This window comes from Marinobacter sp. 1-4A (genome assembly GCF_016597725.1).
GTDB lineage: Bacteria > Pseudomonadota > Gammaproteobacteria > Pseudomonadales > Oleiphilaceae > Marinobacter.
Genome location: NZ_VCGY01000004.1, coordinates 15,283 through 38,074 on the forward strand (window position 1 = coordinate 15,283; position 22,792 = coordinate 38,074).

Below are 22,792 nucleotides of genomic sequence, written 5' to 3' on the forward strand. Positions count from 1 at the left end.
AGAACTGCTGGAAGTGAAAATGAAGGCGGCAGCGCCGCCTTCACCAAAACACTTATTCGCCGTCGTAGTCTACGCGGTCGACAAGTTTTACGGCTGCATTACGCTTGTCTGCAATCTCTTGCAGAGACAAGCTGTCTGGATTGATTTTGCCCCACTCTGCAACCAGCCCTGTAGGCTGAACAGTCGGGTTTGCCGGGTACTCGGTATTTGCGGTTGCGTAGATGCCTTGAGCTTCCGGAGATGAGAGGAATTCCATCAGCTTCACAGCGTTGTCACGGTTAGGGGCGCTCTTGGTTAGAGCAACACCACTGATGTTGATGTGAGTACCACGACCGTCGGCGTTAGGGAACACCAAACGAACAGCCTCTGCGGCCGGGCGCTGGCTTTCGTCCTGCAGCATATTGCCGTAGTAGTAGCTGTTTCCGATAGAAATGTCGCACACGCCTTCTGCGATCGCTTTAATCTGGTCACGGTCACCGCCTTGGGGCTTGCGGGCCAGGTTGTCTTTTAAGCCTTTGAGCCAAGTTTCGGTTTCGGCTTCGCCGTGGTGCGAGATCATGGATGAAATCAGGGCGATGTTGTACGGGTGCTTGCCGCTGCGGGTGCAAATACGGTTTTCCCACTTGTCATCTGCAAGCTGCTCGTAGGTTGTGATTTCGCCTTCTTCCACTCGGTCTTTTGAGGTGTAAATCAAACGGGCGCGAGTAGTGAGACCAAACCATTTGCCATCCGGGTGACGCAGGTTCTCAGGAACATTCTTTTCCAACACGTCGTTGTCGAGCTCTTGAACAAGATCGCGCTCTACCAGTTCGTTGAGGCGCGAAATATCCACGGTCATCACGATGTCTGCCGGGCTGTTACGGCCTTCGCGCTCCAAACGCTCGGCTAGACCTTGCTTCGCAAACACAACGTTGCTCTTGATGCCGGTTTCTTTCTCGAACGCATTCAGTAGCGGCTCAAGAAGATAGGCTTGCCGGTAAGAGTAGATATTCACTTCGTCGCTTGCTGAGGCGGCAATAGGTAAAGCAGTAAGGGCGATTGCTGCAGTTGCAGCGAGTTTCATGCGCATAAGGGCATCCTTAAAAGCGAGTGTTGGGTTCGTAGCTGCATTTGAGCTCTACAGCTGTCAAGAAACGCCAACCATTCTCATTTGTGTTTCGCCCGAAGTCAATATTCCCTTTGGTATAATCCCTCAAAATAGTGCTATTCTTCTGTTTAATATATAAAAGATATGATTTGCAAAAACACAGAAATCTACAACGTACCTTAGTGAAGCAGTGGAATCTTGCCGATGGCTGTAGATGACCGCAGAATACATTGTCGCACCGCGATGAGTGCCAAGGTGAAAGTAACCCATGAATCGTTGGGAGAGTTTACTTTCTCTACGCGTGATATTTCAGATGGTGGCGTGTTCATCGTGGTTGATGATGAGCCGTTCGCTCCGCAAATGGGGGACAAGGTGGATGTTCAGGTACAAGGCCTTCCCGTGCCAGCTCCAGTGCTAAAGATGGTGGTCGTTCGCAAAACCGTCGATGGTTATGGGTTACAATTTGACGAAAGTGCCGATTAAATAGGTGTCCTAACGTGAGATTGTCGTTAAGGAATAACGTGCGACTCATGACCATTTCCCGATTTCATAAGTCGACCAATGGCCTATCGCGCCTTTTGGCTGTGCTGGGGTTGTTGGTTATGCAGTCTGGTTGTGCAACGTATTACTCCCACTACGCCATGTTCCCGGCCGAGAACTCTCAGGGCGAACCGCGAACTGTCAGGGTGTCCTGGCAGAGCGCTGAGTATCCCGATTGGTGGTTTTTGTCCGACCGGGCCACGCCGATAACACTTGAAACCCAGTGCAGCGAGCGGGTGTGGCGGTTGTTTGATGATAGCCATGCAGAAGCGGGGAGTTGCGGCGAAGGTATCCGCGCCTGCGCGGACAGCGGGCTGGACCGTTTAGCGTCTGGAGGGGGAGCAGCAAACTCGAATGACCAATGTATGGCGGTAAACGCAACCGATCCGCAAGCACGAATAGCCGCGGTGTCTGGTCGGCTTGAGCTGTTGGTGACTTGCGAACCGGCATCCGCGACCAAAGGTGAAGGAAAGGATGCGGTAAATGTTGATTATATTCGCGCGTCTACTGTTCCCTACACCGTTTATACTCGCAAAACGCTGCGGGGGTCCCTCAATGCTCGCCCGCCAAAGTTTGATAGTGTGGCGTGTGACCCAACCTGATTGATTTTGTGAACTTCGTCACATTGCTACAAGCTGTTACCGGTCGAAAGTAGTCGTTACATTGTGTGCCGATGCTGTTACTTTCAGCTACGAAATTGTAATGGACTATTTCGTGCAATCGTTTGAATATAGTACCAATCAAAAAGTATCTCTTCAGGAGCGAAGCGGTGGGCGTTGGTCAACATAAAATTTCGGTACATGATCTTGAGGTTGGCATGTTTGTGTCTGATCTCGATCGGCCGTGGCACCAGACGCCGTTTCCCATTCAGGGCTTCCACATTCGTTCCGAGGATGATATCCGTGCTTTGGTTTCTTACTGCAAATGGGTTTCGATTGATGTCGCTGAAACCCGCGGCTCCGTTGAGCTATCGAGGATTGCGCGACCGGCCTTCGGAGCCAAAGGACAGCGTAGGAATGACGGCCGCGAAAAGCTCCACCTTCCTCCGTTAAGCATTCGCGAACCTGTAAAATATCAGACGGTCACCACGCTAAAGCGTGAGATCAAAACCTCGAAGCATCTACTCGAGGATGCCGGGGTGGCGCTTGAGCGTTTATACGCAGCGGTAAACACTCAGGAAAAGCGGGACCTGCGCCCGGTTGCTGCGATTATCAGTAAGATGGTGCGAAGCGTTGTTCGTCAGCCGGATGCGTTGCTTTGGCTAAGTCGTGTTCACCAGCATGATAGCCACGTATATAGGCATGCTCTCAACACCTCCGTTTGGGCGTTGGTTTGCGGGCGACAGTTAGGGCTGAATGAAGGGCTGTTGAACCATCTCGGCTTGGGTTGCCTATTATCGCAGGTGGGTAAAGTCCAGCTGTCGAAAGATCTGCTCAGCCGGGAAGGCCAGCATGATGCGAACGAATATGCTGTGTATCGGACTTATGTCGAGAAAGGCGTTGCCATGCTGGAGGGCAGTGGTCTTTCGCGAGCTGTAATGAGTGTTGTTCAAGGGCATCGCGAGCGCCATAACGGCTCAGGTTTTCCTGAAGGTATTCGCGGCGACAGAATTCCATTGTTGGCGAAAATTGCCGGGCTTGCCGAGTTCTTCGAAACATTGATTGAGCCTCGTGAAAGCGTTGCAGAGCCTATGACTCCTGCAAGAGCCGTAACCTTGCTTTACGATATGCGGAATATTGAGTTTCAGGATGAGCTTGTAGAGAGTTTTATTCAGGCGATTGGGATTTACCCTTCAGGAAGTCTTGTGGAGTTGACGGATGGCCAGCGCGGCGTTGTGGTTTCGCACTCTCCCGAGCGCAGGCTGTGGCCCAGAGTGATGGTTATGACGGACAGTCATCACACGCCGTTAAAAACCGCTAAAGTTATTGATTTGGCAAAATTCAATAAAAGCCGTTCGGCCGCCGAAGTGCTAGCTATCAAGGAATGCCTTGCCCATGGAACTGAAGGGTTGAACCCGGCCGGTTACGATGTAACTGGCGCAGAATCCCGTTGGAATATCAGTCGGTTTATTAGCCGCTAATCCCGCGCCATATCACTCGGTAATAATCACTCTAAGTGTCTTCCGTACCCACCTGTAGGTATCCTCGGGCAAAAAGCTAATCACGATCTCTGATTCGCCACCGGCGGGACCGGCCACAAAATACTCTACCTCCGCCGTTTGCCAGCTATAGGAGTGCAGAACAACATCTTGGGGGCGCGTCGTTATGGCTTCTATGTCTGAAAGCTCAGCAGTGCTGTCAATGCGGCGAATCTTGATTTGCTTGATAGCGGTGTCGCTGGCCGGGGATTCAGCGGTATCTTTATCGAGATAGTATCGCTTTCCAATTTCAGTTTTTATGCTGTCTAGCTCTTGCGTCAAATAGGCCCTAGCATCTTCCGCATCTATGTCTTCCATGGAGCGTACCGAGTCAAGAATGCGTTGCCTTTTGGCGCGCAAACCTTGTTGGTATTCCACATCAGGGTCCCAGTCGTCCTCGTTTTCGGGCCGAATCGGCGCGGTCTCAATATCGTCTTCTGTTGGGGGCGCTGTACATAACTCATCTTCTTCTGGATAAAAGCATATGGCGGCTAGCAATTGGTTTGCAGGAGACGGTGCGTTGCCGGCTGCGTCGAACTCGGCTTCACTAACGTAAAAATCAATCGGAGCAGTGAGATTGGGCAGGGCTGCATTTAGCTGTTCGACAACGCGGTCACGTATTTCAATGCTTTCACCTTCCTCGATATTGGCTGTCCAGTTTAACAGCATCAGGAAGCGTGTGAGATTGGTCAGTGGTACGTTTCTAAGAAGTAGCTGCTCTGTTTCTACATGGGTGCTGAGACCTTCCTCATCAACGGCGGGTGTCATGAGTTGGGTACGGATATCGGGGAAGAACTCCAGCGGTGTAATCCACTCTTGTGCTGGCACACCCTCGGCTATTGGCAGGTTGCCAACACTAAGGTTGAGAGTCTCTCCCGGATAGTACTGAAACTGGCCTTCGGCATTTGTTGTACCGGATTGGCTGGCGGTCTCGTAGGTTAATCCGCTGATTCCCTGATCGTTTATTTTACCGGTATTGGTATCGCTGCTGTTGTTGCCATCGCTGCTTGAACATCCGGACAGTAGCGGGCTGATAAACAAAGCAGCAAAAAACACGCGGGGCAGGGTAATTAATGGGCGAGCTAGGTGAACGGCAGCCATGGTTCGTTGTACATTCCCTGAGTTTGGGGCACGCCAGCTGGGCAGCGGTGGACGGCCTTCTGTAAATTGTTGTCACCGCATTATAGGGAGGCAAATCGGGGTATATCGGGATACCTGTCGCAGTTTGTGGATTTTGCCTTATCTGAGAAGGTGCGCACCAGCCTTGAAAAAATTTGATAAGCCTCAACTAATTAATGTTCCCTGAACATTGCTAATTCTCAATCGGAACTTTTTATGACCAATGCTCTGGACATCGAGGGGCTTACCAAAACATATGGCAGCGGGTTTGAAGCACTCAAGGGAATTGACCTTAAGGTGGCGCAGGGTGATTTCTTTGCGCTGCTAGGCCCGAACGGCGCGGGCAAATCAACCACATTGGGCATTGTCTGCTCTCTTGTAACCAAGAGTGCTGGCAAGGTGAGTGTGTTTGGTTACGACATTGATACCCATCTGTCCGATGCCAAGCTTCATCTGGGCGTTGTTCCTCAGGAGTTCAACTTTAACCAGTTTGAAAAGGTGTTTGATATTGTCACCATTCAGGCGGGTTACTATGGGATTCCATTAAAAAAAGCCGCTGTTTCCGCAGAAAAGTATCTGAAAAAACTTGGACTCTGGGATAAACGCAATACGCCAGCACGTATGTTGTCAGGGGGCATGAAGCGTAGGCTGATGATTGCTCGCGCCCTAGTGCACGAGCCAAAACTGTTAATTTTGGATGAGCCAACTGCAGGCGTAGATATAGAGCTAAGGCGCTCTATGTGGTCTTTTCTTGAAGACATGAACCGACAGGGCACCACCATTATTCTTACCACCCACTATCTGGAAGAGGCAGAAGCTCTGTGCCGTAATATCGCCATTATTGACCATGGCCGTATTGTGAGGAATACCAGCAAGCGGGAACTTCTGCAGCAACTAAGCCTTGAGACATTTTTACTGGATACTGAGTTGGCGTTAGATACCGCGCCAGATCTGGAGGGCTTTTCGTGTCGGCTGGACGACGAAGGTGTGTTAGAGGTGGATGTGCACAAAGGGCAGGCTCTAAATGATGTGTTTATGCAATTGGAGCAGCAGAGAGTAAAAGTTGTCAGTATGCGCACCAAGGCAAACCGGCTGGAAGAGTTGTTTATCCGTATGGTGGAGCACAATGCACCCAAAGGCGAAACAAAGACGGAGGGCAGGGCATGAATGCTCAGGCTTTGTTTACCGCTTACACGACGATTGTGTTGCGTGAAATTCGCCGCTTCACCCGCATTTGGCCACAGACTCTGTTGCCCCCTGCCGTTACCATGACGCTCTATTTCATAATTTTCGGCAACCTGATCGGCTCTCGAATCGGCGAAATGGGCGGTTTCGATTATATGTCATTCATAGTGCCCGGCCTGATTATGATGGCAGTCATAACGAACTCCTACGCCAACGTGGTGTCGTCGTTTTTTTCCATGAAGTTTCAGCGTAGCGTTGAAGAACTGCTTGTATCTCCCGTACCTAACTGGGTCATATTGGCTGGCTATGTAACGGGTGGCATGGCGCGTGGGCTAGGTATAGGGGTAATTGTCACCCTGTTGTCGTTGGCGTTTACCCAGTTAAAGATCCACAGCCTACCAATGGTTGTTGTGACTGTATTTCTGACATCTGCGCTGTTCTCTGTGGGCGGTTTTATTAACGCGCTACTGGCAACCAAATTTGATGACGTATCCATTGTGCCAACCTTTGTGCTAACGCCGCTAACGTACCTTGGCGGGGTGTTTTACAGTATTGATCTGTTGCCGGACTTTTGGCAGGGCGTATCTATGGCGAACCCGATTCTGTATATGGTAAATGGGTTCCGGTTCGGCATACTCGGCGTTTCTGACGTAAACCCCTTCGTATCCCTTGGCATGATTCTCGCGTTTATTGCTGTGCTTACCTTCATAGCGCTTAGGTTGTTGGCGCGGGGCAAGGGCATACGGCATTAACTCGGTAACAGTTGTTCAATAATGGTTATTTTTAGGAAGCTCTATGGCCCTTGATAATGCGCCTCTAGGCAAAACCAGCGATTACCCGGATCGCTACGATCCATCGTTACTGTTTCCTGTGGCGCGCGATGAGAATCGTAGGCGCATTGGTCTCGAAGATGGGCGCTGGCCTTGGTTTGGTGGGGACTTATGGCAAGCATGGGAAATTTCCTGGTTACGCCCCGGCGGTGTTCCGGATCTTGCCTGGGCAGAAATCCGGTTTCCGGCCGCATCGCCCTCCATTATTGAATCCAAATCCCTGAAGCTCTATCTCAATTCCCTGAATCAGACGGTGTTCTCATCGGCTGATCAGGTTGTTGAAACCGTGACCGGTGACTTGTCCAGCGCCTGCGGAGCCGCCGTGAATGTGCGTTTTCTCAGTGTGGACGATTCTGCTCCAGCGACCGGGCGTCCGGCAGGCTACGAGTTGATTGATAACGAAGCGGTTGATGACGTGGTGTATGACTACGCACCAGAGTCGCTCTCCGCTTCCGGAGCGGTGGTTAGCGAGAAGCTGTGCTCACATCTTTTGAAGAGTAATTGCCCGGTAACCGGGCAGCCCGATTGGGGCACGGTGCTGATTAGCTATACCGGGTCAGCCATTAACCGCGCAGGCTTGTTACGCTATATCGTAAGCTTTCGGCAGAAGCAGGATTTTCACGAGCATTGTGTAGAGACCGTGTTCACCGATTTACTGAGCCGGTGTAAGCCTGAGCGTCTAACCGTTTGCGCCCGCTACACCCGCCGAGGAGGCTTGGATATCAACCCTTGGCGTAGCACAGAGCCAGAAGAGCAAGCTGGGCCAAGGTTGGTTCGTCAGTAGTCTTTATTCGCGGGCGCTGTCTTCCTCGTGCCGCAGACGTTCTGCGGCACCCTCCAGCGCGCTGAGAATGCTCTGCCGTTCTTTATCTGTGATTTTTTCAGAATCCAGATACATGGCAAAGCCGCTGTGCTCATGCTCCATAAAGCTGTGGTTGGGGCCCATATCCCTACGGAAGTCTACAACTTCATAGATTGGCACGGGTTTGCCGAAGCCTTTTACCGTAATTTCACCTTTGTCCCGACACATGATTCGATCTTTGATCAGGGAGAAGGTCTCGTAGGAAACGAGAATTTCACCCGGCTCCGCCAGAGATTCTAGCCGGCTGGCAAGGTTTACCTCTTTGCCGATGATGGTGTAATCCATGCGGTTTTCAGCGCCAAAATTGCCCACCGTTGTGTAGCCGGTACTGATGCCCATGCGGATTTCAAGCGGCGACTTTATGCCTTGGCTGCGCCACTTCTGCCGCATTATTTTCATGTGTTTACGCATGTCGATGGCCATAGATACGCAGGCGAAGGCGTCTTCACGCTGGCCACGGCTGGTGGGGTCACCAAAAAATACCATAATGGAATCGCCGACGAACTTGTCGATGGTGCCGCCGTATTTCAGCGCTACTTCAGACATTCCGTTGAAGTAGTGGTTTAGCAACTCGGTCAATGCTTCCGGCTCCATTTCTTCCGAGAGTTCGGTAAAGCCTTTTATATCCGAGAAGAAAACGGCGAGCTTTTTGCGTTGGGTTTCAAGGCGCACATCTCGTTCCCCGGTAAAAATGGATTGCCACACCTGGGGGGAGAGGTATTTCGATAGCTTATGAGATAGCGCTATGGACTGCTCGCGTTGGTTCTGAATCTGGGTTTTTGCCAGCATAAGGGCGCGGGCCTGCTGGTGCGAATAAAATGCTGTCACACAGATGAAAACACTGGTGAATAGTATCGAAAGCATGCTGGTTAGCAGCGGTGATTGATAGGACTCCGCCGGGCCAAAAATGGACAAGAAGACCAAAATGGAAACGGCCATGAAACCACAGCCGATTAACCACTGACGCACCCCGCCGATGATCAGGCTGGTAAAGGTAAGCATTAGAGCGACCATGGCGGAAGGAATCGCCACTAGACCGATGCAGCCGATGAAACCGCCGCCGATGATGCAGTCTGTCGTTAACATTTTCTGGCGGATACGGGGGGAATTTCTTAAAAAGGTGCGCCGGGTGAGCATGTGTGCGATGTGCGGCCATATCAATGCTGCAGCAACCAGCCATATATTCCATTGCTGGAAAACGCCCTGTGAAACCCCTGCAGTAATTGTGGCGGCGGAAGCCGCATACGCAAGAATACGCCCGCTGTAGTCGGGCATCGGGGGAATGGCCACCGGCCTGTTCGGGGCATCGGATGCCAGAGATTTCCCCAGACCATTGCTAGCATTGCGAAGATCTGCCGGAGCACCCATCATGTACGCTGATCACTCATGGCGCTGAAACCGTATCGTTTATAGGTCATAAAGAAAGTATGTTAAAAACTATCCCTTGATAGTACGACCAAAGGTTATCAGCATTACGTATAACCCACAATTCACTGATCTGGTTTTGATGATATCCGCCCAGACTTCAGTTACCGGAAATGAATGATTATGAATTCAGTCACTGACTTTTTGCTCAATAGGGCATCTGAGCCGCGGCTGGAAGCGCCAGCCCCATCTACCGCAACGCTTGAAAGGGCTTTTGCTTGTGCCGCGCGCGCGCCAGACCATGCTCTATTGCGGCCTTGGCGCTATCTGGTCATTGCGGGGGAAGATCTGAAAGCGCTCGGCGATCTGTTTGCTGCGGGCTACTCTGAGCATATTGATGATGGCAAGCTGGAGAAAATGCATAAAAAAGCCATGCGCGCACCAATGGTCATTGTTGGTATTGCTTCTCCCAAGAAACACCCCAAGGTGCCGGAAGTTGAACAGGTGCTTTCTGCCGGAGCAAGCCTGAGTTTCTTGGCATTGGCGCTGCAAGACGCCGGTTATGGAGTTATGTGGCGTACGGGTGACATGGCATATAATCCCGTGATTCTTCAGGGTCTTGGCCTTGAAAAAGGCGAATCCATTATCGGCTTTCTTTACACAGGCACGGTGTCCTCTGCCAAACCTGCAGTTCCCAGGCCCGAGCTTTCTGAGTTTGTTGCGCATTGGCCGATAAAATAATGCCGGGTGTTTCCCTCGCTATTTCGGTGGGGGAAACAGCTTGCCGCTTTCACCTAAATTTGCCGTTACCCTTCTGTCTTTTCTATTTTTTTCCATTCGAAACCCTCCACAACGCCCTAATTTTAAGGGCTCCCGAATTCTGGCATTAGCATTGCTTTAGTTCTGCCATAGAACGAAACCGGCAAGGTCTTTACCGCTGGTAACAGGATTTCGGAGGTTGTATGGCGATCACTTTTGATAAGGCTCTTGGTATTCACCAACACGCGCTGGAAACCAGAGTAAAGCGCGCTGAAGTTCTGGCGAACAACTTGGCGAACGCCGATACGCCGGGTTTTAAGGCCCGGGATCTGGACTTTCAGGCCATGATGCAAAAAGCGCAGGACAACATGAGTGGTTTTGGCATGGAGAAAACACACTCCGCCCACATGGATGCCTCTGGCGGTGCCGCAGATTCAGATTTGCTGTACCGAGTGCCGAACCAGCCTTCCGTGGATGGTAATACGGTCGATGCTCAAGCAGAGCAGACCCGGTTCATGCGTAATGCGATGGATTACCAAGCCAGTTTTCAGTTTCTAAATGGCAAGTTTACTGGGCTGACCAAAGCCCTGAAAGGTGAGTAAGCCGCCGTTTCCCGATTAGCGAAGGAGAGACATCATGTCACTTGGCAGCATTTTTGATATCGCCGGTTCCGGCATGACAGCGCAATCGTTGCGGCTTAACACTACCGCCTCAAACATTGCAAACGCAGAAACGGCGAGCTCAAGCACGGACGCCACATACCGCGCACGCAAGCCCGTTTTCTCGGCAATCCAGCAGTCCATGATGAACCCGACACAGCAAGGCTTCGGCACAGAAATGTCGGACAACGCCAGCGCGGGGGTTCGTGTGGAGGGCATTGTTGAAAGCGATGCAGAACTGCAGATGCGCTACGAACCCGATCACCCAGCGGCCAATGAAGACGGCTATGTTTATTATCCCAATGTAAATGTAGTGGAAGAGATGGCGGACATGATGTCTTCCTCAAGAAGTTTTCAGATGAACGTGGATATTATGAACACGGCCAAATCCATGATGCAGCGCATCCTGACACTTGGTCAGCAGTAACGGGGCGGGGACTGAACCATGAGTGCAATTAACGCAACAGAAGCCTCTGACGTACTGGGGCAATACAGAACCCAGCAACAGGACGGCGCTAGCGGCAAAAGCGAGCTTGGCAAGAACGAGTTCATGGAGCTAATGCTGGCACAGCTGAAAAACCAGAACCCTTTGGAGCCTCAGGACAACGGCGAGTTTATCTCCCAGTTGGCGCAATTCAGTTCGCTGGAAGAGATGCAGAAGCTTTCGGGAACTGTGGATGATGTGGTGGGGCAGTTCCGCTCCACGCAAGCACTTCAGGCCTCGGCAATGGTTGGCAAGACGGTTCTTGCGCCGTCTGAGGTTGGCATTCTTGGTACTGAGGGCGAAATATCCGGCAATATTGAAGTGCCTGCGTCCACCGGTGGAGTGCGTTTGTCTGTAGTGAGCCCCGGCGGTGAGTTGGTGCGTCAGGTTGATCTGGGCAGTAGTTCTGCAGGGGTCAAGTCGTTCCGTTGGGACGGAAAAGACGGCAACGGCAATAGCTTGCCGGCCGGTCCCTACCGAATTGTGGCTGAGGCTTCCTACCCTGATGGCAGTGTGCAGCTGCCCACTCTCGTCAGCGCCAATGTAGACAGTGTGTCACTGGGCAAGGGCGGATCCGTGACTTTGAATTTGGCAGGCATGGGTTCCATTGCTCTGTCGGACGTTAAACAAATTAATTAATACCGGTGTCATACCAGAGGTGATTTATGGCTTTTAATACGGGGCTTAGTGGTTTAAGGGCGGCAGCGGTAGACCTGGACGTAACCGGCAACAATATTGCGAACGCCAGTACGGTTGGGTTCAAAGGCAGCCGAGTGCAGTTCGGTGACTTGTACGCAAGCGGTTTTTTGAGCGGAGGTTCCAATCCGATCGGAGACGGGGTGAATGTTCAGAATATAGAGCAGTCATTCAGTCAGGGAAATATCAGTTTTACCGATAACGGCTTGGATATGGCCATACAAGGCGATGGTTTCTTTATTTTGAACAACGGCGGCGAAACCCGATATTCACGGGCGGGCCAGTTCACTATTGATAAAGACGGCTTTGTGATAAATAACCAGTCTATGCGTGTGCAGGGTTACACTGCGGATGATGACGGCAACCTTTCTGGTGTTCGTGGGGATCTTGAAATTGCCACCGATAACTTGGCACCGCGCCGCACCACGAACTTGAGTTCAGACTTGAACCTAGATTCGCGCGAGTCCGTGCTGGAATCACGGGTGCGCGATTTCGCGCCTTTGGCGTTCTCAACTATTAATGGTGAAGAATTTGAGGTTGAGTATGCTAATGGAGAGCCTGCAATTCCCGTACAGCTATACGACGTAGACAGCGGTGGAGCTCAGGTTCCGTTTACCAGTGCGAGTCAGATTGTGAATAGAATAGACGCTATACCTGGTTTGAGTGCGTCGGCGACGACCACGGCACCGGTGCCTATCACCGATGCCGTGGTCGCAGCACCCGGGTTTACGTTCACTATTGAGATTAACGGGAGCCCACTAAACGTTGACCCCACCAACCTCTCTACTATTCAAGACCTAAGAGATGCAATCAACCGCTCTGACAACACTTCGATATCGGCTGCGATTGTTGATGATGGAACAGGCACAGACGAATTGCGAATTATCCACAACCAAGGTGAAAACCTAAGTGTTGTGGTTAACGGCGGGGCCCCTATAACTGCAGAGGGTAGTATTCAAGTCACTGCCGACCGAACCGTTACGGGAATTAACGGAACAGGTGGCCCGGGCACGAACCTAGCGGATGAGTTCCCGGTTTCGCCTGTCAGAATAACTAACGCATTTAACCCGCTGGATCAGCGAACCTACAACCACGCCACATCTACGTCGATATTTGACAGCTTGGGCAATTCGCATGAGTTGACCCAGTTCTTTGTTAAAGCGCCATCGCCGGGGAATGGCGTGGGGGTCAGCGAGTGGTCTGTGTATTTGCAAATCGATGGCGAATTGGTCGCAGGCACGGATGTTACTCCCTATACCGCAAGGTTTGACCAAGATGGCGTTTTGCAATCCATCGACGGCGATGCGAACGGGGAAATTCTGGTAACAGACTGGGTTCCGAGAGATGCAGATGGTCAGCCTAACGGCGCTGACGGCCCACCGCTTCCTGGCGAGACCGTCGTCACTCCCATACCGGAGCCACCTACTACGTCGGCGTTTGTATTGAACCTTGGGGACACTACTCAATATGGCGCAAATTTTGGCGTTAATGATCAGCGCCAGAATGGCTATACCACCGGGCGCTTGTCTGGACTTGATGTTTCGAATCAAGGGGTCTTGTTTGCCCGGTACACGAATGGCCAGTCCAAAGCCTTGGGGCAGGTTGCCTTGGCTGCGTTCAACAACACAAACGGATTGTCGCCGGTGGGGGATACCAGTTGGGTAGAAACCTTTGAATCCGGGCAGCCGATTATTGGTCAGCCGGATACCGGAACCCTTGGCGGAATCAAGTCAAGTTCGGTGGAGGAGTCCAACGTGGATCTTTCCGCCCAATTGGTTAACCTGATCATTGCCCAGCGTAACTATCAGGCCAATGCGAAAACCATCGAAACGTCCGATGCGGTCACCCAAACCATCATTAACCTCCGCTAAACGGCTTTAATGTAACTGTGGCATGACTCCTGCTAGAACTATGGAAGAGTACTGGAAACAGTCAAAATTCCGGCAGGAGTTTTCCCATGGACAAAGCACTTTATATAGGTATGTCGGGCGCCAAGCAGAATATGCTGTCGCAGCGCGCCCACGCCAACAACCTGGCTAACGTAAACACCACAGGCTTCAAAAAGGACTTTGCCCAAGCCCGCAGCATGCCCGTGTTCGGCGAGCACCATCCTACCCGTGCCTACGCCATGGCAGAGCGGCCCGGTACAGATCTCTCTGCAGGGGCGTTGATGCAAACCGGCCGGAAGATGGACGTCGCAATAGAAGGCGACGGCTGGCTGGCCATCCAGAACAATCTTGGCGAAGAAGTATTTACCCGCTCCGGCAGCATGCAAATTGATGTGAATGGTTTGATGCGCCTTGCCAGTGGCGAGATGGTGCTGGGTAATGGCGGCCCGGTTGCGCTTCCTCCCTTTGATAATCTCCAGATTGGTGCTGATGGCACTGTCTCTATTGTTCCCGCTGGCGGTCCGCCAGACCAGTTAGTGGAAGTGGATCGGCTGAAACTGGTGAACCCACCGCCGGAAGCGCTTGAGAAAGGTTTGGACGGCTTTATTCGCCGCAAGCCCGATCAGGCTATCGACGGAGGAGAACCAGTAGACGCTGCCTTGCGCGTGGCTTCCGGCTTCCTTGAAAGCTCGAATGTAAATGCTGTGGAAGAGATGGTGTCCAACCTTCAGCTGTCCCGCCAGTACGAGATGCAAGTGAAGGTTATGCGCACGGCAAACGAGAATTCCGAGGCGGCGGCACGGCTGTTGCAGAACCTCTGATAACGATTGAAAACAAAGCCGACCCGGCTAGAAGCGGCAAACATTCGCCGCTCGCAAGGTAACGGCAAGGAGTAATAACGATGCATCCGGCACTTTGGGTAAGTAAAACAGGGCTTAGCGCTCAGGACACCAATATGTCCACCATCTCCAACAACTTGGCCAACGTGAACACCACAGGCTTTAAACGAGATCGGGCGGTGTTTCAGGACCTTCTGTACCAAATCAACCGGCAGCCTGGCGGCTTGAACACACAAAATTCCGAACTGCCTTCCGGTTTGCAGTTAGGTACCGGTGTACGTGTGGTCGGCACAGCGAAGCAGTTTGGTCAGGGCAATCTACAGATTACCGAGCAGCCCCTTGATTTAGCGGTTAGTGGTCGCGGTTTTCTGCAAGTTCAGCTTCCGGACGGACAGACCGCCTACACGCGGGATGGTCAGTTCCAGCTGAACGCTAACGGAGATGTTGTTACTCCGGATGGCTATGCGCTTCAACCAAACATCAATATCCCTGAGAACGCCACAAGCGTGACCATCGGCAAGGACGGCACAGTCTCCGCCATTACAGACGATCAGGCAGCACCTGTGGTTCTGGGCCAGATTACTCTGGTGGACTTTATTAATCCTCAGGGCTTGCAGGCCATAGGCAACAACCTGTTTAAAGAAACCAATGCCAGTGGTGATCCGGCTGAGGGTGAGCCAGGGCTGGCCGGGTTGGGTTCGCTAGAGCAGGGCATGATCGAGTCATCCAACGTGGAAGTGGTTGAAGAACTTGTGAATATGATTACCACCCAGCGCGCTTACGAGATGAACTCGAAAGTGGTTTCTACCACAGACCAAATGCTCCAGTTTATTACGCAGAACATCGGCTAACCCTATGAAATTAATGGGTTTGTGATTGTGCGCAAGAGTAAGAATGTGAGGGGGAAACTCATGAAACCGACTACATCAACTTGGTTAACCAGATCGACAGGAACCCTTTTGTTGGTTTGGTTGCTGGTCCTTCTACAGGGATGTACGGCCATGAGCCGGCCTCGGGCCGAGCCTAACGATCCGGCATACGCCCCCGTTCGCGCTCAGGCAATGATGCAGCGCGATCCGGAATCCGGTGCAATTTTCCAAAGTTCCCGCAACTACAATTTTTATGGCGACACAGTGGCTCTCAACATTGGTGACGTATTAACGGTCACTCTTAATGAGTCCACCCGCGCCAGCAAAAACGCAGAAACGAAGATCAATAAAGACAGCGATATCTCAATGCCCGAACCCAATATTCTGGGTAAAGGTAATTTTGGCATCGCAACGTCCATCAAAAGTGAAAGAGACTTCCAAGGTAAAGCCGAAGCAGATCAGAGCAACAGTCTGGCGGGCAGTATCACCGTAACGGTGACAGAAGTTTTGCCAAACGGCGTATTGAAAGTGCGTGGCGAGAAGTGGATATCACTGACCAACGGTGACGAATATGTGCGGTTAACTGGCCTTGTGCGCCCCCAGGATATAGCGCCTGGCAATCTAGTAGCCTCCAGCCGAATTGCAGATGCCCGGATTGCTTACGGTGGCACAGGTGACTTTGATCAAGCAAATCAGATGGGCTGGTTAGCCCGGTTCTTTAACAGCGAGTGGTGGCCCCTATGACTATGCGCCGTTTCGTAGTTGTCTCGCTGATGCTTGCTGTAATGGCGGCACCCGTAATGGCAGACCGTTTAAAGGATCTGGCGCGGATCAAAGGTGTGCGTAATAACCAACTTGTGGGTTATGGCTTGGTGGTTGGCCTAGACGGCACTGGCGATAAAGCCCCGTTCACCAACCAAACCTTCCGCAACATGATGAACCAGTTCGGCATCACGTTACCAGACGGCGTTAATCCAAATCTGGCGAACGTAGCGGCGGTGACTGTAAGCGCCAACCTACCGCCGTTTGCCAAGGCTGGGCAGGAGATAGATGTGACAGTTTCGTCCATAGGCAACTCGGATAGCCTCAGAGGTGGCACGTTACTAATGGCACCCCTCAAAGGAGCGGACGGCAATGTTTACGCAATGGCGCAGGGCAGTCTCGTTGTTGGTGGATTTGGTGCTGAGGGTAAAGATGGCTCGCGAATAACCGTGAACGTGCCAAGTGTTGGTCGTATTCCAAACGGCGCAACCATTGAGCGCGAAATAGTTTCCCCGTTTACCCGAGGCGACACCATTACCTTTCACCTGATGCGTCCGGACTTCACTACAGCGCGCCGGGTTGTTGAAGTGGTTAATGAGAGTTTGGGACCCGATATGGCCTATGCCCACGATGCAACATCGATCTCGGTTCGCGCGCCCCGTGACCCTTCCCAGCGAGTCAGCTTTCTTTCCATCTTGGAGAATCTGGAAGTAGATCCTGCGGAGGATGCTGCAAAAGTTGTGATTAATAGTCGCACGGGAACGATTGTTGTAGGACAGAACGTGCGCGTTAGCCCAGCGGCCGTTACCCACGGCAATCTCACAGTGACCATTCAGGAAAACCCGGAAGTTCAGCAGCCCAACCCCTTTGCTGCCGGTACAACCGCGCTCGAACAAGATACCCAGATTGCTATTACTGAAGACCCGGCGCGCATGTTCAAGTTTGGGCCAGCCGTTACTCTTAATGAGATTGTTCAGGCCGTGAACCAAGTCGGCGCAGCACCGGGCGATGTTATGGCTGTACTGGAAGCTCTTAAACAGGCAGGCGCACTTCGCGCCGAGCTTATTGTTATCTAGGTGATGTGATGCAGGACTATCAGCTTCAACAAGCCAGAGTCTACACCGATTTCAGCGGCCTGAATGCGCTTAAGCACAGCGCCGGGGACGACAAGCTGACAGCGCTGAAGGAAGTGGCACGCCAGTTTGAAAGTATTTTTCTGTCTGAAATGCTGAAGTCCATGCGTAAAGCCGGAGATGTGTTTGCTGAAGGTAATTACCTGAACAGTAACCAGTCCGAGATGTATCGTGACATGTTTGATAGCCAGTTGAGCCTTACCATGGCTGGCGGGCAGGGCACAGGTCTTGCCGATGCTCTGGTGCGTCAATTGGGTAAAAATATTCCGGGCATAGACCAGAAGGGTAATCCCTTGGCCTCCCATAAAAAGGCTCTCACGGACTATGAGCGCAGCTTGCCGCCTATTTCGCCGAACTTGCCGCAAAGGGTTGATGAGGTAGTCGAGGTGGTGGCGAATAACACTGTCGTGCCTGCTACTGACATGCCTGACCTACCCGAGCAGTTCGAGTCGCCAGAGCAGTTTGTAAGCGCACTCTTGCCGGTTGCTGAAAAAATCGCTGCAGATACGGGAATTAATCCGAAGCTGATGGTTGCGCAGGCGGCACTGGAGACTGGTTGGGGGCGCCACATGATAAAGGGAGACGGCCGAGAGCCGAGCTACAACCTATTTGGCATCAAAGCCGACAGCCGATGGCAGGGTGATTCGGTCACCATAACCACCACGGAATTCCGTGAGGGGGTACCCATGAAAGAGCGCGCGAATTTTCGGGCCTATCCGGATTACGAGTCCAGTTTTCGGGATTATGTTGCATTTCTGGAGTCTAACCCTCGCTATCGGGATGTACTGGCCAGTGCGGATCAGCCCGATGTATTTGCCAGAAAACTGCAGGAAGCTGGTTATGCCACCGATCCGCAGTATGGAGATAAGATCACCAGAATTATGAATCGTGATTCTCTGATGACACTTTCCATGGGCAGCGGTTCTATGGGCAATGAGGCCATGAATGGCGGGGCAGAGGAGCAATAGTTATGGCGGGACTGATTGGTATTGGCCTGACCGGTATTCTTGGCCACCAGAGCGCTCTGAACACGACGGGCAATAATATCACTAACGCTAACACGCCTGGCTACAGCCGTCAGGAGGTGATATTTGAAACCCAACAGGGACAACGAACGGGTGCGGGGACAATTGGCAAAGGCGTCAGTGTTGTTGATGTTCGTCGATTGGCGAACGAGTTTTTGGTTCAGCAGGTTCGAGAAGACAGCACCCTGACCGGAGAGCAGCAAGCATTAAACAATGAGCTAAGCCGACTGGATAATTTGCTCGGTGGTGAGACCACTGGCCTAAACAATGCCCTGAATAATTTCTTCGCAAGCCTTCAGAACGCCGCAGAAGACCCAACGTCTTTGCCGCAGCGCCAATTAGTGTTGAGCGAGGCCCAGCAAGTGGTCAATCGCTTTCAGGCGCTGAGTCAGGAGTTCATCCAGCAGCGGGAATCCGTGAAGACGCAAATGCAGCAAGGCGTTAAGGACGTTAACACCTTGCTAAGCAGTATCGCCGATCTCAATTTGGCTATTTCGGAATCTCCGGGTTTGGCACAGGGCAGAATGCCAAATGAACTGTTGGATCAGCGGGACGAAAAATTACGTCAGCTCTCTGAGTTGGTCAATATTCGGGTAACGGATACCGAGGGAAGTCAGGTAAACGTCTCTCTCTCCAATGGACTTTCTCTTGTGATTGGAAACAACGCTGCGAAGCTCGATACCCAGCGCAGCGCTGAAGACCCCTCACGATTGGAGTTCAACCTTACCAACGGCGGGCGCACTCTCAACATTGACGAGCAAATCACTGGCGGAAAGCTGGGTGGCTTAAGGCGTTTTGACAGTGAGGCACTGAAACCTGCTTTTGATGAGTTGGGCCGGATCGCCATAGGGCTAGCGTCCAGCCTAAATCATCAGCACGAAATTGGAATGGACCTTGAGGGTGACCTTGGAGGGCTGTTTTTCAACGATGTTAATGCGCTGGCCACCCAAAGAAGCCGCGTTGTAGCAAACGCGAACAATCTGGCGCCGAATAACGGCCAGCTGGCGGTTGAGATTACCGATAGTAGTAAGTTGCCTGCTGGAAGCTGGACCTTGCAGTTCAGCGGCGATGGGCGAAATTTTGAACTTGTAGATAAGGCGTCAGGAAAAGTCGTTAATCAGGGTCGGTTGCCGGACCCTGTGCAATCTGAAATCACGATGCCCGGGTTTAATATTCGTGTTGAGGGAGGCACTTTCAATGCTGGCGACAAGTACCTAATTCAGCCAAGCCGAAATGCGGCAGAGTCTATTGGCTTGCAGGTGAGCCGGGAAGAGGACTTGGCATTTGCGAGCCCGATAAGGGCCACTACCGGCGATCAGAATATTGGAACCGGTCAAATCGATCAGGGCACTATGCTGAATGTGCGCAACCCGTTTACCGGCTCTCTGTTGCCGGGCTTTGAGACGGCAGGGGAGCTGGCGAATGGGCCTTTGACCATAACCTTTGCGCCTGACCCCGGCGATCCGACGGCTTTGGTGTTTACGGTTACCGGTCCGCCACCAGCCAACACAGTTATTGGCACACCTAATCAGGCTTATGATTCTGGAATAATAAATACGGTGTTTAGTGGTGATCCCGCAGATGGAGCTGACTATCAGGGGTTTCAGTTCAAAATAACAGGTAAGCCCGCAGCCGGAGACACCTTTGAGATTGATTACAACAGCAACGGCGTTTCAGACAATCGCAATGCCGAATTGTTGGCTGCACTCGGCACCGCCAATACGTTGAACGGCAAGAGTCAAAACTTTACCGAGGGCTACGCTGGATTAGTAGAAGACATCGGCGTAAAGACCCGCCAGAGCCAGTTTGATTTGGAGGCCGGAAAGACTCTATTGGAGCAATCAACGGCCCAAAGGGAGTCGGTTTCAGGGGTAAACCTTGATGAGGAAGCGGGTAGGCTTATTCAGTATCAGGCTGCTTATAACGCCTCGGCACAGGTCATTTCGGTAGCCCAGGATTTGTTCAACACGTTGCTGCAGACGTTCCGGTAAAAGACGAGGTGATGTGACATGATCAGAATTTCATCACAACAGGTGTTTTCAAACGGTATCAACCGGATGCAGGAGCTGAACAGCAACCTGAATAACACGCAACAGCAGATATCCACGGGTAAGAGGGTGAACAAGCCCTCTGATGATCCCGTAGCGGCCGCCCGTATTTTAAAGTTGGACCAGGAGCTTTCTCGGGTTAAAACCTATGAGCGCAATGCCAATCTTGCGGATAACCGACTCAGTCAGGAAGAGAATGCTCTAACAAGTGCGGTCGATGTTATTCAGCGCATCCGTGAGCTTACTGTTCAAGCTGGCAACGGGGCTTTGTCGCCCAATGACCGCCGGTCGATTTCTTCTGAACTGAAGGAGCGCTTAGGGCAGCTTGCGAATATCGGGAACACGCGAGATGCTTCCGGAGAGTACATTTTTAGTGGGTTTCAGGGGTCGGTACAGGCATTCCAGAAAAATGCTGCCGGCGTGTATGAATACAATGGCGACGAAGGCCAGCGGGTTCTGGAAATTGATGACGGCGTGACCGTGCCAATTAGCGATAACGGCAAAGACATTTTTATGAACGTGCCCGCTGCTATCACCGGAGAGTACACCACCAATGCTTCAGGCGGGTTTATTTCCGGCGTAACTCTAGTGAATGAGGCTGCACTCAACGCGGCTTACAGTGGCTCATTTCCAGATGACATTACAATCACTGTCGATGCTGCCAACAATATTCAGGCACAAGACAGTCAGGGCAATATACTTTCCGTTACCCCGGCTACCTATGAAAGCGGTGAGCCTTTCGTGGTCGCTGGTATAGAGGCAACTATTTCAGGCATGGCTTTGGGTTCAACAGATGTTTTCACTTTAAAGGTCAATGAAAAGCAGTCAGTGTTTGGCACCATCGAAAACCTGATTTCTGGCCTCGAATCCTTGGACAAGGGGACTCCGGAAGGTCGAGCTCAGTACGATGATATGATCGCTCAGTCTCTCGTTAACCTCGACAATGCCCAAGAGAGCTTTATTCTGAAGCAGACCGAACTTGGTGGGCGCATGAACGCTGTTGAATCCACCAAGAGTTTCCTTGCAGATTCTTCGGTGTACTCCAATGAAATTCGCTCGCAACTGCAAGATGTAGATTACGCAGAAGCGATCAGCAATCTTAGCTTCCAGAGCTTTGTTCTGCAGGCTGCGCAACAGTCTTTTGCGCAGGTTTCCCAGCTGTCGCTATTCGACCGATTGTAATTACAGGGATTTTTTTAAAACTAGCGCGATCTGTGTATTGCTTTCACGATCAAGCTAAGTATAATTCCCCCACTCTTCGTTGGCGGCGTGGTGAAATTGGTAGACACGACGGATTCAAAATCCGTTGCTAGAAATAGCGTGGCGGTTCGAGTCCGCCCGCCGCTACCATACTAAAGTCGCGTAATGCGGCGTCGTGAACAGCCCAGTCCATGAACGTCTCCGATTTTCATTTTGATCTCCCGGATGAACTCATCGCCCGGTACCCTCTCAGGGAACGTAGCGCTTCCCGTTTACTATGTCTTGATGGCATATCCGGCGATACTGCACACCGTTATTTTACTGACCTACCGGATCTCCTGCAGCCCGGCGACCTCCTTGTATTCAACAATACCCGTGTTATTCCGGCGCGCCTATTCGGCAAAAAAGAAACCGGTGGTCAAGTTGAAGTGCTTGTTGAGAGAGTGACCGGCGAACACCAGCTTATTGCCCATGTCCGTTCGTCTAAAGCATTGAAGGACGGGCAGAAGGTCATTCTTGAGGATGGCAGTGCTCTGTGTATGACAGGGCGAAGCGACGCCTTGTTCCATCTTGAAAGCGAGGCCGGTGAGCCGGTTTTGGATCTGCTGGAGCGCATCGGGCACATGCCTTTGCCGCCTTATGTTGATCGTCCTGATGAGACAGAAGATCGCGAGCGGTATCAAACTGTCTACGCGAAGGAAGCTGGTGCCGTAGCAGCGCCGACCGCAGGTCTGCATTTTGATGAGGCTGTATTGCAAGCGTTGAAAGCGCGAGGTGTCGAAAGCACATACGTTACTCTGCACGTAGGGGCTGGGACCTTTCAGCCGGTTCGCGTAGACCGTTTAGACGAGCATGTGATGCACAGTGAATTAGTGCACGTGCCGGAGGATGCAGTCGAGGCGGTCAATCGCGCCCGCGCCCGCGGTGGTCGAGTGGTTGCTGTGGGAACAACCTCTGTAAGATCTCTCGAATCTGCAAGTCGGAGCGGTCATTTGAAGGCTTTTCGGGGCGAAACGGACATTTTTATCCATCCGGGCTACCGATTCCAAACAGTAGATGCATTGGTGACCAATTTTCACTTGCCTGAATCCACCCTCATTATGCTGGTCAGCGCATTCGCCGGATATAAGCATGTTATGCATGCCTACCGCGAAGCGGTGAGTGAGAAATACCGGTTTTTCAGTTATGGCGATGCCATGTTTATAACCGCGAAGGAGCCTAGTCTGGGTATGCTACTTGGCGAAACGGGCGAGTCTGCACGGTCAGACAGCACGCAAACAACCAACATCGGAGATACACCGTGA

22 protein-coding genes and 1 tRNA gene are annotated in these 22,792 nt (G+C 51.9%); 20 read left to right on the forward strand and 3 right to left on the reverse strand.

The window, feature by feature from the left end; genetic code table 11:
• Window positions 1-52: 52 nt before the first annotated feature.
• Window positions 53-1,069 carry a Fe(3+) ABC transporter substrate-binding protein gene (locus tag FE845_RS09900; protein WP_200364046.1) on the reverse strand — a complete coding sequence of 339 codons (1,017 nt, stop codon included), beginning with the start codon at window positions 1,067-1,069 and terminating at the stop codon, window positions 53-55.
• Between the two features lie 222 nt (window positions 1,070-1,291).
• Between FE845_RS09900 and FE845_RS09905 the strand changes: the two genes are divergently transcribed.
• The 3 genes from FE845_RS09905 (at window position 1,292) to FE845_RS09915 (ending at window position 3,707) form a co-directional block, all read left to right on the forward strand.
• Window positions 1,292-1,570: a PilZ domain-containing protein gene (locus FE845_RS09905; RefSeq protein WP_200364048.1), complete on the forward strand. Its 279-nt coding sequence runs from the start codon at window positions 1,292-1,294 to the stop codon at window positions 1,568-1,570.
• 47 nt (window positions 1,571-1,617) lie between these two features.
• Window positions 1,618-2,229, forward strand: coding sequence for a hypothetical protein (locus FE845_RS09910; protein WP_200364050.1), 612 nt, complete (start codon window positions 1,618-1,620; stop codon window positions 2,227-2,229).
• Between the two features lie 167 nt (window positions 2,230-2,396).
• Window positions 2,397-3,707, forward strand: coding sequence for an HD-GYP domain-containing protein (locus FE845_RS09915; protein WP_200364052.1), 1,311 nt, complete (start codon window positions 2,397-2,399; stop codon window positions 3,705-3,707).
• A gap of 12 nt (window positions 3,708-3,719) precedes the next feature.
• On the opposite strand, the gene FE845_RS09920 is transcribed toward FE845_RS09915, so the two are convergent.
• Window positions 3,720-4,865, reverse strand: a complete 1,146-nt coding sequence (locus FE845_RS09920) for a hypothetical protein (protein WP_227714255.1) — start codon at window positions 4,863-4,865, stop codon at window positions 3,720-3,722.
• A gap of 234 nt (window positions 4,866-5,099) precedes the next feature.
• On the opposite strand from FE845_RS09920, the gene FE845_RS09925 reads away from it, so the two are divergent.
• From FE845_RS09925 to queF, 3 genes are read left to right on the forward strand one after another with little or no spacing between them, the layout of a single operon-like run.
• The gene (locus FE845_RS09925) at window positions 5,100-6,050 is read left to right on the forward strand and encodes an ABC transporter ATP-binding protein (RefSeq protein ID WP_200364054.1); all 951 of its coding nucleotides are present in this window, start codon (window positions 5,100-5,102) and stop codon (window positions 6,048-6,050) included.
• Window positions 6,047-6,820: an ABC transporter permease gene (locus tag FE845_RS09930; RefSeq protein ID WP_200364057.1), complete on the forward strand. Its 774-nt coding sequence runs from the start codon at window positions 6,047-6,049 to the stop codon at window positions 6,818-6,820. Before FE845_RS09925 ends, FE845_RS09930 begins: the two co-directional genes overlap by 4 nt.
• 43 nt (window positions 6,821-6,863) lie before the next feature.
• Window positions 6,864-7,682: an NADPH-dependent 7-cyano-7-deazaguanine reductase QueF gene (queF, locus tag FE845_RS09935; RefSeq protein WP_200364059.1), complete on the forward strand. Its 819-nt coding sequence runs from the start codon at window positions 6,864-6,866 to the stop codon at window positions 7,680-7,682.
• A gap of 3 nt (window positions 7,683-7,685) precedes the next feature.
• Here queF and FE845_RS09940 read toward each other — a convergent pair whose 3' ends face one another.
• A complete protein-coding gene (locus FE845_RS09940; RefSeq protein WP_200364061.1) occupies window positions 7,686-9,131 on the reverse strand; it encodes an adenylate/guanylate cyclase domain-containing protein in 1,446 nt (481 codons plus the stop codon).
• Window positions 9,132-9,308: 177 nt separating this feature from the next.
• On the opposite strand from FE845_RS09940, the gene FE845_RS09945 reads away from it, so the two are divergent.
• The 14 genes from FE845_RS09945 (at window position 9,309) to queA (ending at window position 22,792) form a co-directional block, all read left to right on the forward strand.
• Entirely contained in the window at window positions 9,309-9,866 is a 558-nt protein-coding gene (locus FE845_RS09945; RefSeq protein ID WP_200364063.1) for a nitroreductase, read from the forward strand.
• A gap of 221 nt (window positions 9,867-10,087) precedes the next feature.
• A complete protein-coding gene (flgB, locus tag FE845_RS09950) occupies window positions 10,088-10,486 on the forward strand; it encodes a flagellar basal body rod protein FlgB (RefSeq protein ID WP_200364065.1) in 399 nt (132 codons plus the stop codon).
• Between the two features lie 34 nt (window positions 10,487-10,520).
• On the forward strand, window positions 10,521-10,970 hold the full coding sequence (gene flgC / locus FE845_RS09955) for a flagellar basal body rod protein FlgC (protein WP_200364067.1): 450 nt from the start codon (window positions 10,521-10,523) through the stop codon (window positions 10,968-10,970).
• An 18-nt stretch (window positions 10,971-10,988) separates the two neighbouring features.
• Window positions 10,989-11,666 carry a flagellar hook assembly protein FlgD gene (locus FE845_RS09960; protein WP_200364069.1) on the forward strand — a complete coding sequence of 226 codons (678 nt, stop codon included), beginning with the start codon at window positions 10,989-10,991 and terminating at the stop codon, window positions 11,664-11,666.
• A gap of 26 nt (window positions 11,667-11,692) precedes the next feature.
• Window positions 11,693-13,594 (forward strand): flagellar hook protein FlgE, encoded by a 1,902-nt coding sequence (locus tag FE845_RS09965; RefSeq protein ID WP_200364071.1) that lies wholly within the window; start codon window positions 11,693-11,695, stop codon window positions 13,592-13,594.
• A gap of 86 nt (window positions 13,595-13,680) precedes the next feature.
• Window positions 13,681-14,433: a flagellar basal body rod protein FlgF gene (locus tag FE845_RS09970; RefSeq protein ID WP_200364073.1), complete on the forward strand. Its 753-nt coding sequence runs from the start codon at window positions 13,681-13,683 to the stop codon at window positions 14,431-14,433.
• An 80-nt stretch (window positions 14,434-14,513) separates the two neighbouring features.
• Entirely contained in the window at window positions 14,514-15,302 is a 789-nt protein-coding gene (flgG, locus tag FE845_RS09975) for a flagellar basal-body rod protein FlgG (protein ID WP_200364075.1), read from the forward strand.
• Between the two features lie 60 nt (window positions 15,303-15,362).
• The gene (gene flgH / locus FE845_RS09980) at window positions 15,363-16,064 is read left to right on the forward strand and encodes a flagellar basal body L-ring protein FlgH (protein ID WP_200364077.1); all 702 of its coding nucleotides are present in this window, start codon (window positions 15,363-15,365) and stop codon (window positions 16,062-16,064) included.
• Window positions 16,061-17,158, forward strand: coding sequence for a flagellar basal body P-ring protein FlgI (locus FE845_RS09985; RefSeq protein ID WP_200364079.1), 1,098 nt, complete (start codon window positions 16,061-16,063; stop codon window positions 17,156-17,158). Before flgH ends, FE845_RS09985 begins: the two co-directional genes overlap by 4 nt.
• A gap of 8 nt (window positions 17,159-17,166) precedes the next feature.
• Complete coding sequence (gene flgJ / locus FE845_RS09990) at window positions 17,167-18,183, forward strand: flagellar assembly peptidoglycan hydrolase FlgJ (protein WP_200364081.1); 1,017 nt, start codon at window positions 17,167-17,169, stop codon at window positions 18,181-18,183.
• Between the two features lie 2 nt (window positions 18,184-18,185).
• Entirely contained in the window at window positions 18,186-20,231 is a 2,046-nt protein-coding gene (flgK, locus tag FE845_RS09995) for a flagellar hook-associated protein FlgK (RefSeq protein ID WP_200364083.1), read from the forward strand.
• Window positions 20,232-20,249: 18 nt separating this feature from the next.
• Entirely contained in the window at window positions 20,250-21,470 is a 1,221-nt protein-coding gene (flgL, locus tag FE845_RS10000) for a flagellar hook-associated protein FlgL (RefSeq protein ID WP_200364085.1), read from the forward strand.
• A gap of 81 nt (window positions 21,471-21,551) precedes the next feature.
• Window positions 21,552-21,638: transfer RNA gene (locus tag FE845_RS10005), tRNA-Leu, on the forward strand.
• 41 nt (window positions 21,639-21,679) lie between these two features.
• A complete protein-coding gene (gene queA, locus FE845_RS10010; RefSeq protein ID WP_200364087.1) occupies window positions 21,680-22,792 on the forward strand; it encodes a tRNA preQ1(34) S-adenosylmethionine ribosyltransferase-isomerase QueA in 1,113 nt (370 codons plus the stop codon).

Coding starts and splice junctions, on each gene's coding strand:
- FE845_RS09925 (WP_200364054.1), top strand. CDS start 5,100: ATGACCAATGCTCTGGACATCGAGGGGCTTACCAAAACATATGGCAGC.
- FE845_RS09930 (WP_200364057.1), top strand. CDS start 6,047: ATGAATGCTCAGGCTTTGTTTACCGCTTACACGACGATTGTGTTGCGT.
- FE845_RS09905 (WP_200364048.1), top strand. CDS start 1,292: ATGGCTGTAGATGACCGCAGAATACATTGTCGCACCGCGATGAGTGCC.
- queA (WP_200364087.1), top strand. CDS start 21,680: ATGAACGTCTCCGATTTTCATTTTGATCTCCCGGATGAACTCATCGCC.
- flgH (WP_200364077.1), top strand. CDS start 15,363: ATGAAACCGACTACATCAACTTGGTTAACCAGATCGACAGGAACCCTT.
- FE845_RS09960 (WP_200364069.1), top strand. CDS start 10,989: ATGAGTGCAATTAACGCAACAGAAGCCTCTGACGTACTGGGGCAATAC.
- flgL (WP_200364085.1), top strand. CDS start 20,250: ATGATCAGAATTTCATCACAACAGGTGTTTTCAAACGGTATCAACCGG.
- queF (WP_200364059.1), top strand. CDS start 6,864: ATGGCCCTTGATAATGCGCCTCTAGGCAAAACCAGCGATTACCCGGAT.
- flgG (WP_200364075.1), top strand. CDS start 14,514: ATGCATCCGGCACTTTGGGTAAGTAAAACAGGGCTTAGCGCTCAGGAC.
- flgC (WP_200364067.1), top strand. CDS start 10,521: ATGTCACTTGGCAGCATTTTTGATATCGCCGGTTCCGGCATGACAGCG.
- FE845_RS09940 (WP_200364061.1), bottom strand. CDS start 9,131: ATGATGGGTGCTCCGGCAGATCTTCGCAATGCTAGCAATGGTCTGGGG.
- FE845_RS09965 (WP_200364071.1), top strand. CDS start 11,693: ATGGCTTTTAATACGGGGCTTAGTGGTTTAAGGGCGGCAGCGGTAGAC.
- flgB (WP_200364065.1), top strand. CDS start 10,088: ATGGCGATCACTTTTGATAAGGCTCTTGGTATTCACCAACACGCGCTG.
- FE845_RS09945 (WP_200364063.1), top strand. CDS start 9,309: ATGAATTCAGTCACTGACTTTTTGCTCAATAGGGCATCTGAGCCGCGG.
- flgK (WP_200364083.1), top strand. CDS start 18,186: ATGGCGGGACTGATTGGTATTGGCCTGACCGGTATTCTTGGCCACCAG.
- FE845_RS09920 (WP_227714255.1), bottom strand. CDS start 4,865: ATGGCTGCCGTTCACCTAGCTCGCCCATTAATTACCCTGCCCCGCGTG.
- FE845_RS09985 (WP_200364079.1), top strand. CDS start 16,061: ATGACTATGCGCCGTTTCGTAGTTGTCTCGCTGATGCTTGCTGTAATG.
- FE845_RS09970 (WP_200364073.1), top strand. CDS start 13,681: ATGGACAAAGCACTTTATATAGGTATGTCGGGCGCCAAGCAGAATATG.
- FE845_RS09900 (WP_200364046.1), bottom strand. CDS start 1,069: ATGCGCATGAAACTCGCTGCAACTGCAGCAATCGCCCTTACTGCTTTA.
- FE845_RS09910 (WP_200364050.1), top strand. CDS start 1,618: ATGACCATTTCCCGATTTCATAAGTCGACCAATGGCCTATCGCGCCTT.
- flgJ (WP_200364081.1), top strand. CDS start 17,167: ATGCAGGACTATCAGCTTCAACAAGCCAGAGTCTACACCGATTTCAGC.